Genomic DNA, 18,008 nt, shown 5'->3' on the forward strand with positions numbered 1-18,008 from the left:
GCACTTCCAAATGGATGAGCATTGTTCATATAAAAATCATTTTCAAGTGCTCATTAAAAATATTCGTATTATCCGTATGATTTGATCTATATTTATGGCTATATTTCAATAGGAAAACAAAATTGAAGTGGAATTTGTTTGAGACTTTTAGTAACTACTATTAAAATAAAAAAATATACGGTCATTATATCTTGGTATCGAGGGGATCCATCAGGTGGATTCTTAAGAATCAATTATAAATTAAGGGATCTATGCATTGCAAAAATTGAAAACTACAGTAAGCATTTTCTAACAAATAACGCAGCGCGATCGTATGATCAATAAGATATACCAATAAAGATTAAGCAGCTTTTTGGATATTTTATTTTATAGAGTAGTACAAATGAAATGATACCACACATGTGCAGCGTCATATATCTATGATTTGATAGATTATTTTCTAGCAAACCATCGTCATTTCTTTCCAGAGATTTGGTGGTTGAAAATATTAATCTTTTTTTCCTACGTCCTGTTGATTGTCTTTTCGACCATACGCTGCACTAATGACCATCGCAAGTCCTGTACCAATAAAAATGAGGACTAGGACGGATATAAACACTTTTACAAGTCCCGTGTAATCTATCGGAATCCAATGCCAAATGTAATTCAATGCAATAAATCCCAAAATGAGTAGAGAGGCTACGAATAGAAATGTAATAAAATGCTTCATCGATTAAAATTTATTTAGATACTCTTTTTTCTTCTGATCAAATTCTTCCTGCGAAATAATATTTTCATCGAGTAAGAGTTTTAGTTTCCGCAATTGCTCTATGGGATCTGCACCGATCTTCGGCTGCGTAACTTCATCAATGGAATTACTAAATACTTTTCCAAGACTCATTCCTGCGCCTAGTCCAACTCCTGCACCTGCTAAGCCGCCCTCATTATTTGCTGCATCACGCAAAGCGCGTAGTTTTTCCAATTCTACGTAGCTGAGACCACCTTCTGATGCGGCAAAGCTATCTGCTGTTATATCTGCAATCTTGCCAATACGATCTTGTGTATCTTGGTCAAAAGAATTTCCTTCGATCCTAAAATCATTGAGTTGAATACCAAATGCTTCCAAATCATGTATCAGCCGCTCTTTGATATCTCGCGACAAACGATCGATTTGGGCATCAATATCGATAAAAGATAATTTTTCCTTCGCAAAATATGAAGTTAAGACTTGTATAATACGAGATTGTACTACATCGCGAAAAGTCTCTACCTTATAGATATCTTGTGTACCGACATAGTCTGTGAAAAATTTCGCTGCATCGTTGATGCGATAAGAGAAATTACCATAAGCAGAGAGCTGGATCGGAATTTTGTAATATTCATCAAAATACTTGATAGGTGATGATGTTCCCCATCCCTGATTCAACACTTCTGCTTTTCGATAATAATAAAGCCCCATTTTGTGCTCACTTTCAAACAGTTGAGCAACTTTGAGCAGTGAAGTAATAAACGGATGATTATCTGTACGGATATTGTAGACTCCCTCTTGATCGATTACATCTGTAATCTTGCCTTCATACACCAAAACACATCCTTGCCCTGGCGAAATAATCAATTTACTTGCATTTTTAATTTCGTCAGTAGCAGCTTTATACCTCCACACCAACAAATTATGATCCTGAGGTTGCCATGCTATGACTGTAGCAATTTGCTTCTTGAAAAAATTAAATAGTCCCATATATTATCTTTTAAAAATTTCATCTCTCTCCATGTCTTTTAGTACTGTACCATCATTTGCTATAATGATAATTCGATTGGTGCTTCCACTGGTTGCTCGGTCATAATAGCTAAAGACTAGTCCCCCATCATAACCATACATCTCACTCTCTATAGAATAATTATCACTGTTTGGCATATAGCTCCAAATAATTTTCCCGGTTTCTGTATCTATCTTCTGGATGAATGTTTTGCCTTCTGGATTAGCATCTGGGAGTCCTGTGATATACAAATTTGTGCTATCTTGATAAGCGATATTGGCTTTGAAATATAGACGGCCAGGGGTGAGATCAATAAATTTTATAATCCGTGGCTCTATTACCAATTTCTTCGTAAATGGAAACGATCCATAATAAACACCCGATTTCTTAGGATATTGATACACCTTCTGCCAGCTTACCTGATGACTATAAGGTAGCATAATGGGATAACCTGGATTATTTTTATACCAGTATTTAATTAGCTGAATTTTTTCTTCTGGATAATCTCTACTTTTTTCGGAAAAAGTATAATATATAGATGTGCTTGCGCCTGATAATAAACTGGAAAGTCCTGTTCCCGCTTCACGTCTTTCAGAATGATCCTTGTAAATCTTTCTGACCAATGGATAATAGTAATATTCTTTCCCATCATTGGTCATGATATTAAAACCGTCACCTTCTCGATCTTGTGTAAATTTTAAGGTTGCGATACCTGAAGAGAACTCAGGTACGTCAGCAAAAAAAGTATTGGTCATATCAACTACTTCATTTTTTGCTGGATCAATTTTATAGACCTTATTACTCTTATCGGCACAGATGTAGTAGTTACCATCGCTGAAAACACGACTTCGGATATAATAATCATCTTTCCAACCTGCAAGCGGAATATCATTGATTGTTTTTTCCTTTAATGGATCATAAAATCGGGCAAAATATTCGGCTCCTTCTCTCGTATAGCCGTCCTTGCTGCGGGTGATAATAAAGAGCAACATTGGACTTTTGGTATTATATGCTGTAAAAGCTAAATACTCTTTCACCCGATCTACATATTCTTTTTTCTTTGGTGAATCATCGGAATCAACGGATTTGAAAGATCTGCCACTATTGTTTCCACAGTTTCTGATGAGGTTAGAAAAAACGACAAAAAACAAAACTCCTGCTACAGCTAATAGAAGATATTTTTTTGCTTTTGGATCAAGACCATTAGATTTTCCGTATTCATGTTTTACATTGACATTGATATCATCATTATCAAGAAAATACTCGGTACCGCAATTGTTACAGATATAATGGTCTTCTTTAATATTTTGCTTCTTAACACTACCACAATGTGGACACTTTAACGCCTTAATTTGTTTTGCCATGCTCTATCTCTATAACAGATTATGAGATTAAAAATATAAATAATATCTGATCTGTGTAAAACAAATATGAAAACTAAAAGTTTTTGTGTTCGCAATATTATAAATGCTAAGCGCAGAAAGTAAAAAATATACAGAAGAGTCAAAAAATAAGCGCGTCACTTGCGATATTTTCCAGTAACAGCCTGAATAGCCGTAACACACTGTATTTAAATAATTTGTCAACCCACATATAATATCACCGGCTAATAAATAGAATCTATTTTGGTACCAGTGCCACAAGAGACTAATTGACTGCCACAAAAAAAACAAAGCTTTATATCAAATATAACTATCGGTATTTGCTGGTAACGGCTAATTAAATGTTTGGCCTTTACCTGTGACGATTTGATTACTTGATGGAAGCGACCAGAACAAAAAACAATTTTCTCTCTTGATTTGCTTAAAATTTAACTTTTGCAGAAGATGGATTGAACTTACATTGCCAATAAGACATTGTGCCGTAATTTCTTTTACGTTGCTTTGTTTAAAAGCCCATCCTATAAGAACTTTTGCGGCTTCCTCAGCATATCCCTGTCTTCGTTCTCCAAGTATAATCCCATATCCGAGATCTATAAGTTGTTCTTTTTGATTAAATCCCTTAAAACCAATATCGCCAATTATTTCCAATGTTTCATTTTTAATAATCATCCACGATTCGAATCCTGTGGGTGCTCCAATTTCGGAAAGATTGTTGATTATTTTTGGTAAAGTTTCCAGCACATCATCATCAGGCCAACCTCTACCTTTTCTCAGATTCATCTTCTTTAAAAAATCAAATTCTTGATTTAATATATGCGTACATACAGGTATAGTATATGGAATCAGTGTCAATCGATCTGTTAGCAATTGACTGATTTGTAAAATTGATGGTTTCAAAATTTATGTTATTTGCGAGTAATTTAAAAAAATCTAGTCATATTTTTGAACTTTTTTAAATAACAGGTGTTCTTATCATACTAAAGATAATAAATATGCTTTTGGAAGCATAAAACATAAACGACGTGGTACAGTAAAAAAATCCAAATATGCATGTAAAATGCCTTGGATAATGAAACAAAAAAGAGGAAACAATAAGAAACATAATAGATTACTGTACAATTAAACGTCAGGATAAAGGGTCTAATGAAAATTAGGCCCTTTTGATTTTTAATGATGAGCTTGTAGGCTCACATATCGGTTTTCAAATACGATCTTTATTTTATCTATAAGAAATCGAAAATATCTTTTTATTTTAGCTTCAATTTCTTAGAAAAACTATATTTTTAAAAGACAAAAACATCAATGATGATGTCATTTGCTATTATTATTTCACTCAATTTACTGTCTATGGGTGCTTGGGTATCTGCTCGTGCTTTAAAAAAAAGAAAACTCATTTTAAATTACGAAGGCGAGAATCAATTTACCTAACAGTAATCATACTCCATATAATATCCGTTTCCCTGTAAAAAGATAAAGCCAATCAATTTTAACTTCTTAAGAATTTATAAAAAATGACTGACAAATATAAACATATAAGCAAATTTTTAAGTTTAGTTCTTCGTCACCGGCCTGAGGCAATAGGTATCACCCTGGATGAACAGGGCTGGGCAGATACAACAGACCTGATTGAAAAAATAAATAAACACAATAATGAATTAGATTTTAACACCTTAAAACAGATTGTTGATACAAATCCTAAAAAAAGATTTATTTTTGACCCTTCCTTTCAAAAGATTAGAGCAAATCAAGGTCATTCTGTACCTATTGATCTTGCATTAGAAACTCAAACTCCACCTTTGGTGCTTTATCATGGTACAGCACAACAATTTGTCCCCTCCATTCTGGAAACCGGGATTGAGAAACTTAATCGTCAACACGTGCATCTTAGTAAAGAAAAGGAAACGGCTTTAAAAGTTGGGCAAAGACATGGAAAACCAGTTATAATAACGGTCTTAGCACAACAGATGGCACAGGATGGGTATACTTTCTATTTATCAGAAAATGGGGTATGGCTCACAGAACAAGTGCCAGCTCGATATTTGAGAATTTTATAATCAATGTATACGATTGCTGTAGAAAAGAGAGGATGTCCTTGAGTCTTATTATATGCTATCATCTGGACTATTTGTATGTAGCTGGGGTGTATTCAATCTCTTTTTGTAAAAAAAGAAGGTACTTGTCAACTACTTAGTGTAATTTTGCAGTTCAAACTATATTAAAATGCCATATCAGACTGTTTTTGTTGAATTTTATGACCAAATAATATCAAGTATCAACCAAGGAAATTTTGCAAAACTTACTTTGGCCAAAACGATGGGTGATACTGAACTTAAAAATATTTATGTGCGACTTCATATTTTAGATACCGGAGGATATAACTTTGCTTTAACTTTAAAATACAAAACTGAAGAAATAGAGCACTTCCACTCGGTTGATGAAGCTTTGACAGTTTTAAGTTCTTATATTAAAAATCCTTTTACAACGGCTTTGCTTTTTACGACAGAAATGGATTTAACGTTTAAAGTCAATAAAAAAAATGCAGGAAGCCTTACTGAACAAATGCCTACATTTAAAAATGCTTCACCAGTAATGCTGGAAATGATTGAAAAGGGAATTATAAAATTATAATTTATATCGGCCTGAGAAGATCAGCCTCAAAGTAAAGCGGTTTTATAACATCAATATTCAGATACACCCAAAATGAAAGCCGTATATGATTACGGCTTTTATTTTGGGTGTATTTAATGTAGAGTTACTTGCCTAATCTGGTTAAGATAGTTTCCATCTCTGCTATGACTTTATTGATTTTAGCAATTGTCAGATCAAAAGGTTCAGATGTATTCATATCGACACCAGCATCCACAAGAAGGTCTACAGGGTATTTGGTACTTCCCGAAGCAAGGAAATTGAGGTACTTCTGACGATCAGCGTCGGTGCCTCGTAACACTTTTTCGGAAAGTGCTGTAGATGCCGTAAAAGACGTCGCATACTGGTAAACATAAAAATTGTAATAAAAATGTGGAATATAAGACCATTCAGATTTCACATTATCATCAACGATACAAATATTTTTATCATGACCGTAATATCGTTTGGTCAGATCTAAATACATCTCGTCAAAATCTTCACCTGTGAGCGCTTCGCCTTTGCCGACTTTTTCATGGATCATATATTCAAATTCGGCAAACTGAGTCTGACGAAATAGTGTTCCTTTAGCTCCTTCTAGATAATTTCCCAAAATCGCAAGTCGGGTTTCATCATCTTTGATCTGTTTCAGCATATAATCGTTCAATAACTCCTCATTTAAAGTCGATGCTACTTCTGCAACAAAAATCGAATAATCTGAATTGGCGTAATGTTGCTTCTTATTGGTTAAATAACTATGCATCGTATGCCCCAATTCATGGGTAAGGGTCGACATGTCATTGTACTTTCCATTGTAATTCATAAGAATATAGGGATGTACATCGTATGCCGAACCATTGGAATATGCTCCTGATCTTTTTCCTTCATTTGGATACATGTCAATCCATCTTTCGCCGAATGCTTTTTTTGACACATTTATATAATCAGTACCTAAAGGTTTTAGGGATTTTAAAATATTTTCTTCGGCCTCTTCTACTGTATAGGATAAATCAACTTTAGCCACAAGAGGTGCGTATAAATCATAGTAATGCAAGGTATCTACTCCCATCATACGTTTTCGTAGATTTAAATAGCGATGAAAGGTTTCTAAATTGCCATTTACATTTTTGATAAGATTATGAAAAACAGCGGTTGGAATATTACCACCATCCAATGCCATTTTTAATGTACTTTCATAGTTGCGGGCTTTCGTGGCAAACAATGCGGCATTGATGTTTCCATAAAGTTGTGCACCTAGGGTACGTTGAAATTCATTTAATTTGGAAAAATAAGCATCAAATACTTTACTCCTAATTTCCCTATTTTCGCTCGCTCTATATAAAGCAAAATTGGCAGCATTGAGTTTGACAGATTCGCCATTTAATTCTACCTCTGGATATGGAAACTCTGCATTGATAAAGGTACTGTAGATATTAGCGGCGTTGCCTGACATCAAGGAAGAGTATGCTAATACTTTTTCAACTTCTTCTGATCCTCTGTGCGCACGCTTACGAAGTAGATCGGTCAGGTAAAACTTGTAGGTGCTCAATTCTTTTTCTTGTGTAAAAAATGCCTGGAGCTGATCTTCTTTGAAGGTCAATAATTCAGGCTCCATATACGATGTTAATGCGCTATATTCTGAAAAAAGCTGTTGTAGCTCTTGATTCATTCCCGCATATTTGGTTACGCGGGTATCTTGATCAGATTTCATTGAGGCATATGATGATAACTTGGCCATTTCCTTTATGAGTGAAGTATTTAACTGAAGCGCTTCTAAAAGCCCGCTAGCGGACTGCGTAAGTTTACCTTTATACGAGGCTATTTTCTGCATTTTTTGTTGTAAACGCTCCTTCTCCTCTTTCCAAGTTTCATCTGTAGCATAAAGATGGGACAAATCCCACTTATATTTTTCGGGCAGTTCTTCACGAACTTTCATCTGACTTACGGCAACCGTCGTTGAGAATAGCATCATCGCGGTGATCATTTGAGTTTTTCTACGCATATTGTTTAAAATAGTGTCCACAATTTACAAAACATCTTTTATATTCCCTCAAGCATTAACAGTAACAATTGCTTTTATTATTAAACTTGACGATAATTATCTTCGATAAAGACTTCTACTTTTAACTGATTATTTCAGATAGGCATCAAGACATAATCATATGACAAAACATAAGGCTTTATAGTAGATCTATACTTATGTACCATCCGACTTCAACAGATCATCTAAGCCATCCATCTACCATATCCACCATGCTGCAACTCTAAAACTATCGATCGGTTCAATGGCACGAACTTCATATTATGTTTATTATAATAAATTAAAATAAACTTTGCTGCATCGGTCCATCCTGCCCTAGGGGTGGTAAACCTGCCCAGGGATAAGGTTCGTAGCGATGCTTGCCGTCTGGTCTATTGGGATAGCCCCGTAAGGTATAAACAGGATAATATTCTAATGCCTGGTCTGCTATTTCATAATGGAATATATCGACCAAGCTTTTATCATCTTTTGCCTGTAGCCATTGTTGTTCAAGTTCTGGTGTGAGAAATAGCGGCATCCTACTTTTATTGGGTCCATCGTTGTGTATATGTCCCATCACAGTATTTGCCTCGCGTGTCAACATACCAAAGCTACCTACTTGATGAACATCACCATCCTGCGTTATTACTTCATGCCATTGGTATATCCCTGGTATAAAAAATACTTCTCTTCCTTTTTGTCCTATATAATAGGGTATTTTCTTTTTCTTATCATAGATCTTACGGTGCTCAAATGTACCGGACACGGGTATAAGACAGCGCTGGTCTTTCAAACGGTGCCAGTACGAATTACGATCGGTAAGGACACGTTCGCTACGGACATTGATCATATTACGACGGCGTTCAACTTGCTCTTGAGGATCTTGGATATAGGTGGGCAACACGCCCCATTCCATCTCTAGAAGATTGATTTTCTCGTTTTCTTGATCTTTATAAATAACGGGATATGCGGGAAAGGTAATTGCCTGCACATTTTCAAAGTTCCGGTAGTCATATTCGAGTTGCTTGCGTTCGTCCAGTAAAGCAGGAAAAGCTTTTTTTACAATCTCAAGATTAGTATGAAGTGATATGTCCCAACACATAGTATGTATTAATATGCAAAAAGTTAAATAATTTAATTTTAAAAACGTGAAGTATTTATGTATTTCAGGAATTAATCTGATCGCTCCATGTTAACTGATCAGGTCTATAGCCTTGACTTTCTTTGTAGTTTTCCCATCTGATATGAGAGCCCAAACACGTCCATGTTCCAATGTAAACAAAATATCAATCGGATCTTTTCGTTTGAAATTGGTATTACTACGCAAATAATTAATAATTCTACCCTGATATACTCGCAACATGCGTTTATCCCAATTTTCCTCATAAAAACGATTGACGAAAACACGATAGCCAGAATTGACCGCTAATAATTGTTGAATTTTATTTCTGTCTACAGGTATCTGTAAAGCCTTACCTTCTTTAGCTCCAAGTTCTGCTGCATGTAGATGTGCTTTTTCCAGAGTTGAGTATGGTGATAGTAGAAAACCTTTTCCTTTGCTAATATCTGGCCACTCCAACCGCTGCAACACAAAGTCACGATAACCTTTTTCAAGAAAATCTTGCCAAGTATGTCGAGTTAATGGTTCAAATGGATTGTACAGCATCGCAGTATTCAATTGTTGATACGAAGATAATAATTGTGATTAAAAAATATCATTTTTGACTACATTACAATTTTAAAGTTGAAACAAAAAGCCCTATGTATCACTACAGAGGGCAGTTTTTATGAAAAAATCTACGATTTTTTCAATCATTCATCTCCTATGAACCTAGGGATTAAATTCATAAAAAATGGAATTCCTTTTATAAACAGTACTTTATATTATCGTCAAATCTATTCTATCATAAGTAACTACTTGATCCTGTAAGGATCTAATGAATTACGGTATAAAATATGGAGCAGCCTTTTTCTTGGGTGTCTATCCATATTGAATATCCAAAGATAAACAATTAAACTAAACATATTAGCTTTTATTCACTATAATTATTAGCTTAAATGTGATAATATATAAAAGTTTCTATATAAATCGTACCTATTCTAATACCATTTATATACTAACTTTGTTTATAGGGTTGATATTCCTAACTGCTTTATTACCTTTTATACCGTACTTATGCAACATCTTATTGTATTTTTTTCATTATTATTTCTAAACTCTTGTCATACTGATACCGATATGAATGCTGATACCTCATCTCAAAAAAAATTGATTGAAGCTGTGCAAAAGAATCAATTAGCTCTAGTTGAAGAAGCGTTAAAGAACGGCTCTTCTGTTCATACAACTGATCAAAATGGCAAATCTTTGCTTTTAATTGCAACACAAAATAATGCTCTTGATATGGCCAAGTTGCTGCTATCCTATCAGGCAGATGTTAATCAACAAGATCATATCAAAGACAGTCCATTTCTATATGCAGGAGCGACAGGAAATCTTGAACTGGTGAGACTCTATTTATTGCATGGAGCTCGGTTTGATGTATTCAACAGATATCATGGTACAGCTCTTATTCCTGCCTGTGAGCGTGGACATCTGGAGGTTGTAAACGTGTTAGCCAATACAGAAGGGTTCCCGATTGATCATGTTAATCGACTGGGTTGGACCGCTTTGATGGAGGCTGTAATTTTGGGTGATGGAAGTCAAAAATATATTAACATTGTTCGGACACTGATCGATGCGGGATGTAACATCCATATTGCCGACCATGAGAAAATTACTCCGCTCCAACATGCTCGCAACAAGGGATATTCCGCTATCGTTCAACTTTTGGAGCAAGCAGCTACCTCATCACTAGCACATTTAAAGTGTAGATAAATTACGCCATTTCATATCCGACTATAGTTCAAAAAATGAACTTATCTTCTTATCATTTTGTTAAAAAATTATAGTTATATCAGAAAAATTAAATCAATTACAGGATCGTCAAATTCATTTTAAAACCATCATCTAAACCCTAAATTAATGTACGAATATACTTTGCTGACGACCTTAAAATTGATTAAAAATCATCTAAACCTTTATAATCTGCCAAATTTTGCTTATTTTCAAAATTTAAACCTCTTTAAGCATGAAGCAATTATGAAAAAAATAATGATTCTATCTCTCGCATTACTTTTGGGTACTACGGTCAAGGCACAGCATAAGTTGGAGAAAATATGGGAAACAGATTCGATTATCAATATGCCTGAATCTGTTTTACCAGATACCAAAGCTGGTATTCTATATGTATCCATCATGGGCAATAGTGCGGATGAGAAAGATGGTATTGGTGGTATTGGTAAATTAGACCTGAATGGCAAAATTATAGATCTAGATTGGATCCACGGGCTCAATTCTCCTAAAGGACTTGCCAAATATGGAAACACTCTTTATGCAGCAGATATAACGGATGTCGTTGTCATTGATATCCCTTCTAGTAAAATCGTTCGTAAAATCCCAATTGCAGGTTCCATATTTTTAAATGACATTACTGTCACTGACAAAGGCGTTGTTTATGTTTCGGATTCTAGGACAAAAAAGATCCATCAAATCATTAATAATAAAGATGTTGTATATCTTGAAAATATTGATGGCGTCAATGGTTTAAAAGCTATCGGTAAAGATCTGTATATCGCTGGTGGCAATAAGCAATTACTGCAGGCTAATGAAAAGAAGGAATTGACAACAATAGCCGATCTACCATGTGGCGGTGATGGTATAGAACCGATCGGCAATGGTGACTTCGTCTATTCATGCTGGGCGGGCTATATTTATTACGTTCACGCTAATGGAAAATATGAATTACTACTGGATAGCACTGCAGAGAAGAAAAATACAGCAGATATCGGATATGACCCTGTTAAAAAGATTATTTATGTACCTACTTTCTTCAAAAATAGTGTTGCAGCATATCAATTGAAATAGATAATCCCTTCCTCGCAAATATATTCCATAATACGTATCTGGATTAAAAAACAAATAGACAATTCTTTCTGATCAGAAGGGATATATCGGGAGGCAGCGGTTAATAAAAATCCACCTGCCTCCCGAAAATATCCTTCACGACATCATCACCTTAGATTAAGGCATGATCACCTGACTAATGGTCAGCGCATTATACTGTCCATTGGCCAGCGGATAGTAGGCATTGTTGACCATCTGAAAATAGCCCGTACCTACCAGGACCAATACACTTTTTTCAGGATCAGCATCAAGCGAAGCCATGAGGTCCACATCCATCGGCTGCATTTCTCCCAGTTTGATGTAAGCAGATCTTCGGATAACAGGACGCTGATCCAATTCATCTCCCGAAAACTCCTGCAGCACCAGCGTATACTGCACATGCGTAGCACCACTCAATTTGGCGATGTGCAGGTTGGGAATCAGCTGCGGGCATGAAAAAAAGCCATCACCGCTAAAACGGTCGTACGTGACCGTAAAGGGTTTTAAGGTGATGGCGCGCAAACTGGATCGTTGATTGCACTCCATGCCATCCAGTAGGACCAGATTTTCAGGGACGATCACCCTTTCCCCGCGGATATTCACCGAATCCATCTGAATAACTTTGAGCAAGCGGCTTGCTAAACGCTGGCTGAATTTATTATCCGAATTTTCAAACAGCACATCGCGTAGCAGTTCACGCAGCTTTTTACCCTCCTGCTGTGACCTCCCAAACTCACTCCCATTCTCACGGGTACGGGCAAATGCCGGATCGTTAGCAATTCGGGCACCCGAAACACCGGTTTTCATCCGTGCTTGGTAACCCACACTTTTTGATTTGTAAAAGGAAAGATCCCCGATCGTTCCATTTAACTTGATTAAACTTTCTACTCTTGCCATGACATTATTGTTTTGACACTACGAAGATGGCCATCCATCCAAGAGCAGTAGGTCCAAAAGTGGAGATAGGCGGAAATATGGGGAATAATGATACCATTTTACTTCATTTCAGGCGATAAAAATCTAAATCATCAGGAATAAAACTGATTTCTATAGGAAAAACTTATTTTAGTACATGAATAACCAATAACAGCATTTTTCTGGAGAGGAATCAAACCTGATTTGCAAAATTAAAGCGTAATGACGCATCGTTCAAGTAGATGCTAGGCATCGATAAAGCATGGCATATGCATATGTAAAGCATAGATAGTGCATAGATACAGTATCAAAACAGGGTGTTTGATACACTTACCATGCACTTACTATACACTTATGCTATTTCAATACCGCACATAGGCAAACAAGCTTTACCCATACGGTATGAATGCTTGATATTTGCCTAGCAGATGGTTTGATAGGGAATGTCTGTCTATGGTACCACACCATCCATATTCATTCACCACGATGATCTGGTCAACAGATTATCCCTCAAGAGTAAACTTATGGAGCAAATACAAAAATAGGAGACGTTTTTTTGGCTGAAATAGACGAGAGCAACAAGAAATATTTTCAATTAGTGGCTTTTGATATAACACAGTTGAACAGCGATGTAATCCGGGCGTTTAAGAAAGTATATCCAATAAATACCAATCCCGATTTATCAGAAATCGTCAGTGGAGAAGTTGAGTTTTATACATATTGTGTTACAAACTGGGGTTGAAAATGAATCTTTGGGAAAAAGTTGGTCATATTAGTAATGTTGGAAAAATAGCTAATATTTTATGTCGGGGCTCTAGCGACTCTGGTTCGACGGCAGGAGAAGAAAATGTAAAAATATCTGAGAGATGGTATGTATGGCGTATCAATTATAAGAATTTTACCAGAGTTGGAAAATTGAAAGGAGAAAAGCAGAAATTGGAATTGTTGTAAATCCCTATGACGTTGTAGAACGAATGAAAACTAGAAAAAATACAGTTTTTTATCCTGAATTTGAATAAGAACTAAAAATTCATTTTTATTAAAAACTATCGTTACTTTCACAACCCGTATCTACGTATAGCGTTCTCCCCTATCATGAATCAATATCTACTTGATTTACGCGCAGCATCTATTTTCATCCAATACTTCCTTAAAAAAATATTAAGCACATCTTAAAGTTAGGGAAGAGATCACAACTTTCCACTTCTATATCGTATTTTAAAGTTTAAATAGTCATTTATAAAAGAAATTTTGCTGACTATATAGTATTGTTTTTTTAAATTTAGCCCATGAAGCTAATAATATTTGATTTAGATGGCACATTGTTAGACACTCTCCAAGATTTAGGAGAGAGCTGCAATACCATACTTGGCCAATTTGGATACCCCACTCACCCCTTAGAATCTTATAAAAAATTTGTAGGAAATGGGGTCCGCATGCTCATTGAACGCGCATTACCTACAGAGGCTAGAACTGAGGATACCATAACACGACTACTTCTTGCATTTAAGAAACGTTATGAAGATCAAACTGAAAGTTGTACCAAACCCTATACTGGTATTATTCCCTTATTGCAAACACTTCAATCATCTGGCTATTTGATTTCAATTGCATCCAACAAATATCATGAAGCTGTCATTCCGTTGGTTAAAAAATATTTTCCGGAGATTTCTTTTGATGTTCTACTGGGACATAGAACTGGACATCCGCCCAAACCTGATGCCGATATTGTATTCGAAACGCTCCTTATGCTGAACTTGCAGCCAAGTGACTGCTGCTATGTAGGTGATTCATCTGTCGATATGGATACCGCGCATAATGCTGGAGTACGTGCAATCGGTGTAACATGGGGATTTCGGGATGAAGAAGAATTGAGACTACATGGAGCAGATTATATTATTCATGAACCGCAGCAGCTACTCGATATTATAATTAAACGATAATAAAAGGGTAATATTCCACAAATTGCAAGTTATTAAAGTATAAAAATCAAAAAGCCACATTGTTTGACGTGACTTTTTGATTTTTTATGCAACACGTACGTATTGTTTATACAGATTTCAAATCCACCTATTAACTGTTTTTTAAATAATCTCTTAACACATATTGTAAAATGCCATTATTTTTATAATATTCGATTTCTATAGCAGAATCCATCCGAGCCTGAACTTTAAATTCCGTTATTTTTCCAGTAGGATGAGTTGCTTTTACATCCAACAATTTGTGCGGAGTCAACTGATCAGCAAGTCCAATAATATCAAAAATTTCAGTTCCGTCTAGTTCTAAAATTTCGGCATTTTGTCCATTAGTAAATACTAAAGGAGCTACCCCCATGCCGACCAAGTTACTGCGATGGATCCGTTCAAAACTTTCTGCGATGACCGCTTTGATACCTAATAAATAAGCGCCTTTGGCAGCCCAATCGCGTGACGAACCTGATCCATATTCTTTCCCGGCCAATACAATAAGGGCAGTATCTGTCTTTTTATATTCCATAGCAGTTTCATACACTGTTTTCACCTCTCCGGTTGGAAAGTACACGCTGAAACCACCTTCTTTCTGTACGATCTTATTTTTAATACGTACATTGGCAAAAGTACCTCGCATCATGACCTCATGATTTCCACGACGAGAACCATAAGAATTAAAATCAGCGGTTTCTACTCCATGAGCAGATAAGTATTGTCCAGCTGCACTATTTTCACGGAAGGAACCTGCAGGTGATATATGATCCGTCGTGACTGAATCACCCAAGTATAATAATACACGAGCATGGGTAATATCCGTCACGGGATTTGGAGTGGCCTCCAGATTTTCAAAAAATGGAGCTTCTTTGATATAAGTGGACTCTTTATTCCATTCAAAGCGTTCATCTAAGCTTACCTCTAGATTTTGCCAATCTGTTGAACCGTCAAATATAACATCATATACTTCCTGAAAATCTCCCTGTTTAACACAGTCGTTTACTGTTTTTACTATTTCTTCGCGGCTCGGCCAGATATCTTTCAAATAAACGGGACGACCATTCGGGTCATACGACAGTGGATCGTTTATCAGATCGACATCTACCCGACCTACCAACGCATAAGCCACGACAAGCATGGGAGACATTAAAAAATTCATTTTCACCTGTGGGTGCACTCTTGCTTCGAAATTCCTATTCCCCGATAATACCGATGCCACTACTAGATCTCCTTTGTCTACAGCTTCGGCAATATGTGGCGGTAAAGGTCCCGAATTACCAATACAAGAGGTGCACCCATATCCTACAGTGTGAAAACGTAATGCTTCCAGGTCCGTATTTAATCCTGATCGGTTCAGATATTGGGTAACAACTTTAGAACCGGGTGCTAAAGAAGTTTTGACCCATGATTTTGTTCTCAAGCCCTTTTCTATAGCGTTGCGTGCCAATAATCCCGCACCAATCATGACTGCAGGATTAGACGTATTGGTACAGCTCGTGATCGCTGCTATCACAATGCTTCCATCGCTTAATACAAATTCTTGATTTTTATATTTGATGCGTACGGACTGTATCGCATCTTTCACGACCTCTAATTCTGATTCACTGTTCTTGGGAACTTTACCAAAAGTAAATTCGGTCCCTGACCCTCCATCTGCAAGCCAAGCCGATTCTTTTCTTTCATTCGGCAAGCTATAATTACGTTGATATTCTTGCTGCAGCAAACTTGAAAATTGATGGCCTAAATCTTTTACCAAAACTTTGTCCTGCGGACGTTTTGGCCCAGAAACAGTTGGTTCTAAAGTGGATAGATCAAACTCTACTATAGAAGAAAAATTAATTTCTTCATGACCTGTTCTCCATAGTAGATTTTCTTTGCAATACGTTTCCACAATCTTAATTTGTTCAGGTGTCCGATTGGTTGTATACATATACTCCAGAGTACGATCGTCAATTGGGAAATAAGTAATCGTACAGCCAAATTCTGGCGACATATTGGCAATAGTTGCTCGATCTGTAACCGTCAAGTGATCCAATCCATCTCCAAAAAGTTCAACAAACTTTCCTACAACACCTTTATCTCGAAGCACCTTAGTAATGGACAAGACCATATCAGTGGCTGTACAAAGCTCCGGTATTTTTCCCGTCAATTTTAAGCCAATTACTTCAGGACAGGTAAAGAAGATCGGTTGCCCCAACATAGCGGCTTCGGCCTCAATACCTCCTGCACCCCAACCCACTACACCCATACCGTTGACCATGGGCGTATGCGAATCGGTACCCACCAAAGTATCGGGAAATAACCAGCCTTCACGTTCTATAATACCTTTAGCTAAATATTCCAGATTTACTTGGTGACAAATTCCCATTCCTGGAGGGACTACCGTAAAGTTTTTCAAACCATGCTGTGCCCATTTGAGTAATTCGTAACGCTCCTTATTACGTTGATATTCTAGTTCTACATTTTTGTCATAAGCATAATCCGTTCCATAATAATCCACCTGCACCGAATGGTCTATCACTAAATCTACTGGAATTGCTGGATTGATCTTTTGACCATCTTTTCCATGACGAACATATTCTGCACGAAGGGACGCCATATCAACTACAGCAGGAACTCCTGTGAAATCTTGCATCAAGATCCGTGCGGGTTTAAAAGGAATATCTTTGTCAACTGGCTCTGGAGTCCAATTTATGAGTGTATCAATATGCTCACCAGTAATGCTGAAACCATCATAATTACGCAATACGTTTTCAAGCAAAATACGGATACTGAACGGGAGATGGGATACTGAACCTTGGGGAAGATCTTTTAGCGAACAATAGTTATAACTTTTTTCGTTTATAACGATTGTTTTTTGTGATTTAGCGTTATTTATGCTCATATGTACAAGTTTTGTTAACATTTAAATATACTTAATTAACTATCTAGATGCAAAACAAATAGCACGGCGCAATTGTTCCAGTTTTTGACTATAATATTTAAAAAAGAGAACCTCTATTTTTGGTTTGACCAGTTATTTGTATATCGTATACTTTCTATTCTACTGATGACCAATATATTCCATTCAGATCATTTTTTCCAACATAGTCATCAGCATATCTATTCTATACTGGACCTGACTCTCTAAAAAAGATCTACTATTTTACCTGATACTAAACCCCATTTTAAGATCCAATTGGTATCCTATACAGTAGTTGTATAAAGTCGTATAAATTGTCTTCATTTAGAAATTTCCTTCTTTAACAGTGATCGCATTGGCCATTGGAATTTTATTGTTCAAATGCTTGATTTTATATTTTTATGTTTAAACGCAATCATATTCTTAAAAATAGTATATGGAGAGTAAGAGCCTTCGCCATTCACGTGAATAATCACTACACT

General features: G+C 36.2%; 15 protein-coding genes. 6 read left to right on the forward strand and 9 right to left on the reverse strand.

Going from position 1 to position 18,008, the window contains the following annotated elements; translation table 11 throughout:
* Nucleotides 1-487: 487 nt before the first annotated feature.
* The 4 genes from AC06G9_RS12780 to AC06G9_RS12795 all read right to left on the reverse strand — a co-directional run bounded on the left by AC06G9_RS12780 (nucleotide 488) and on the right by AC06G9_RS12795 (nucleotide 4,015).
* On the reverse strand, nucleotides 488-709 hold the full coding sequence (locus AC06G9_RS12780) for a hypothetical protein (RefSeq protein WP_293929080.1): 222 nt from the start codon (nucleotides 707-709) through the stop codon (nucleotides 488-490).
* Between the two features lie 3 nt (nucleotides 710-712).
* On the reverse strand, nucleotides 713-1,717 hold the full coding sequence (locus AC06G9_RS12785) for an SPFH domain-containing protein (RefSeq protein WP_480956407.1): 1,005 nt from the start codon (nucleotides 1,715-1,717) through the stop codon (nucleotides 713-715).
* Nucleotides 1,718-1,720: 3 nt separating this feature from the next.
* Nucleotides 1,721-3,100 (reverse strand): hypothetical protein, encoded by a 1,380-nt coding sequence (locus AC06G9_RS12790; protein WP_480956408.1) that lies wholly within the window; start codon nucleotides 3,098-3,100, stop codon nucleotides 1,721-1,723.
* Between the two features lie 351 nt (nucleotides 3,101-3,451).
* Nucleotides 3,452-4,015, reverse strand: coding sequence for a GNAT family N-acetyltransferase (locus AC06G9_RS12795; RefSeq protein WP_480956409.1), 564 nt, complete (start codon nucleotides 4,013-4,015; stop codon nucleotides 3,452-3,454).
* A 614-nt stretch (nucleotides 4,016-4,629) separates the two neighbouring features.
* Here AC06G9_RS12795 and AC06G9_RS12800 point away from each other — a divergent pair.
* Nucleotides 4,630-5,172, forward strand: a complete 543-nt coding sequence (locus AC06G9_RS12800; RefSeq protein WP_045752887.1) for an RNA 2'-phosphotransferase — start codon at nucleotides 4,630-4,632, stop codon at nucleotides 5,170-5,172.
* Nucleotides 5,173-5,338: 166 nt separating this feature from the next.
* Nucleotides 5,339-5,746, forward strand: a complete 408-nt coding sequence (locus AC06G9_RS12805; RefSeq protein WP_480956410.1) for a hypothetical protein — start codon at nucleotides 5,339-5,341, stop codon at nucleotides 5,744-5,746.
* Between the two features lie 124 nt (nucleotides 5,747-5,870).
* Here the strand turns inward: AC06G9_RS12805 and pepF are convergent, their stop codons facing one another.
* The 3 genes from pepF to AC06G9_RS12820 all read right to left on the reverse strand — a co-directional run bounded on the left by pepF (nucleotide 5,871) and on the right by AC06G9_RS12820 (nucleotide 9,429).
* Nucleotides 5,871-7,745, reverse strand: a complete 1,875-nt coding sequence (gene pepF, locus AC06G9_RS12810; RefSeq protein WP_480956411.1) for an oligoendopeptidase F — start codon at nucleotides 7,743-7,745, stop codon at nucleotides 5,871-5,873.
* A gap of 319 nt (nucleotides 7,746-8,064) precedes the next feature.
* Nucleotides 8,065-8,865 carry an SOS response-associated peptidase gene (locus tag AC06G9_RS12815; RefSeq protein ID WP_480956412.1) on the reverse strand — a complete coding sequence of 267 codons (801 nt, stop codon included), beginning with the start codon at nucleotides 8,863-8,865 and terminating at the stop codon, nucleotides 8,065-8,067.
* Nucleotides 8,866-8,955: 90 nt separating this feature from the next.
* Nucleotides 8,956-9,429, reverse strand: a complete 474-nt coding sequence (locus AC06G9_RS12820) for a hypothetical protein (protein WP_346569804.1) — start codon at nucleotides 9,427-9,429, stop codon at nucleotides 8,956-8,958.
* 510 nt (nucleotides 9,430-9,939) lie between these two features.
* On the opposite strand from AC06G9_RS12820, the gene AC06G9_RS12825 reads away from it, so the two are divergent.
* Together AC06G9_RS12825 and AC06G9_RS12830 are read left to right on the forward strand one after the other, a co-directional pair.
* Entirely contained in the window at nucleotides 9,940-10,638 is a 699-nt protein-coding gene (locus tag AC06G9_RS12825) for an ankyrin repeat domain-containing protein (protein WP_480956413.1), read from the forward strand.
* 264 nt (nucleotides 10,639-10,902) lie between these two features.
* A complete protein-coding gene (locus tag AC06G9_RS12830; RefSeq protein WP_480956414.1) occupies nucleotides 10,903-11,727 on the forward strand; it encodes an NHL repeat-containing protein in 825 nt (274 codons plus the stop codon).
* A gap of 156 nt (nucleotides 11,728-11,883) precedes the next feature.
* On the opposite strand, the gene AC06G9_RS12835 is transcribed toward AC06G9_RS12830, so the two are convergent.
* On the reverse strand, nucleotides 11,884-12,642 hold the full coding sequence (locus AC06G9_RS12835) for a hypothetical protein (RefSeq protein ID WP_480956415.1): 759 nt from the start codon (nucleotides 12,640-12,642) through the stop codon (nucleotides 11,884-11,886).
* A gap of 762 nt (nucleotides 12,643-13,404) precedes the next feature.
* Between AC06G9_RS12835 and AC06G9_RS12840 the strand changes: the two genes are divergently transcribed.
* Both AC06G9_RS12840 and AC06G9_RS12845 read left to right on the forward strand, forming a co-directional pair.
* On the forward strand, nucleotides 13,405-13,611 hold the full coding sequence (locus AC06G9_RS12840) for a hypothetical protein (RefSeq protein WP_248753490.1): 207 nt from the start codon (nucleotides 13,405-13,407) through the stop codon (nucleotides 13,609-13,611).
* 338 nt (nucleotides 13,612-13,949) lie between these two features.
* Complete coding sequence (locus tag AC06G9_RS12845) at nucleotides 13,950-14,603, forward strand: HAD family hydrolase (protein WP_480956416.1); 654 nt, start codon at nucleotides 13,950-13,952, stop codon at nucleotides 14,601-14,603.
* Nucleotides 14,604-14,733: 130 nt separating this feature from the next.
* Here the strand turns inward: AC06G9_RS12845 and acnA are convergent, their stop codons facing one another.
* Nucleotides 14,734-17,508, reverse strand: a complete 2,775-nt coding sequence (acnA, locus tag AC06G9_RS12850; protein WP_480956417.1) for an aconitate hydratase AcnA — start codon at nucleotides 17,506-17,508, stop codon at nucleotides 14,734-14,736.
* Nucleotides 17,509-18,008 lie beyond the last annotated feature (500 nt).

This window comes from Sphingobacterium sp. MAE (assembly GCF_056711605.1).

What these genes read in the sequence shown, in the direction of transcription:
- AC06G9_RS12805 (WP_480956410.1), top strand. Translation starts at nt 5,339, where the DNA reads ATGCCATATCAGACTGTTTTTGTTGAATTTTATGACCAAATAATATCA.
- AC06G9_RS12785 (WP_480956407.1), bottom strand. Translation starts at nt 1,717, where the DNA reads ATGGGACTATTTAATTTTTTCAAGAAGCAAATTGCTACAGTCATAGCA.
- AC06G9_RS12835 (WP_480956415.1), bottom strand. Translation starts at nt 12,642, where the DNA reads ATGGCAAGAGTAGAAAGTTTAATCAAGTTAAATGGAACGATCGGGGAT.
- acnA (WP_480956417.1), bottom strand. Translation starts at nt 17,508, where the DNA reads ATGAGCATAAATAACGCTAAATCACAAAAAACAATCGTTATAAACGAA.
- AC06G9_RS12830 (WP_480956414.1), top strand. Translation starts at nt 10,903, where the DNA reads ATGAAAAAAATAATGATTCTATCTCTCGCATTACTTTTGGGTACTACG.
- AC06G9_RS12845 (WP_480956416.1), top strand. Translation starts at nt 13,950, where the DNA reads ATGAAGCTAATAATATTTGATTTAGATGGCACATTGTTAGACACTCTC.
- AC06G9_RS12780 (WP_293929080.1), bottom strand. Translation starts at nt 709, where the DNA reads ATGAAGCATTTTATTACATTTCTATTCGTAGCCTCTCTACTCATTTTG.
- AC06G9_RS12825 (WP_480956413.1), top strand. Translation starts at nt 9,940, where the DNA reads ATGCAACATCTTATTGTATTTTTTTCATTATTATTTCTAAACTCTTGT.
- AC06G9_RS12820 (WP_346569804.1), bottom strand. Translation starts at nt 9,429, where the DNA reads ATGCTGTACAATCCATTTGAACCATTAACTCGACATACTTGGCAAGAT.
- AC06G9_RS12815 (WP_480956412.1), bottom strand. Translation starts at nt 8,865, where the DNA reads ATGTGTTGGGACATATCACTTCATACTAATCTTGAGATTGTAAAAAAA.
- AC06G9_RS12800 (WP_045752887.1), top strand. Translation starts at nt 4,630, where the DNA reads ATGACTGACAAATATAAACATATAAGCAAATTTTTAAGTTTAGTTCTT.
- AC06G9_RS12840 (WP_248753490.1), top strand. Translation starts at nt 13,405, where the DNA reads ATGAATCTTTGGGAAAAAGTTGGTCATATTAGTAATGTTGGAAAAATA.
- AC06G9_RS12790 (WP_480956408.1), bottom strand. Translation starts at nt 3,100, where the DNA reads ATGGCAAAACAAATTAAGGCGTTAAAGTGTCCACATTGTGGTAGTGTT.
- pepF (WP_480956411.1), bottom strand. Translation starts at nt 7,745, where the DNA reads ATGCGTAGAAAAACTCAAATGATCACCGCGATGATGCTATTCTCAACG.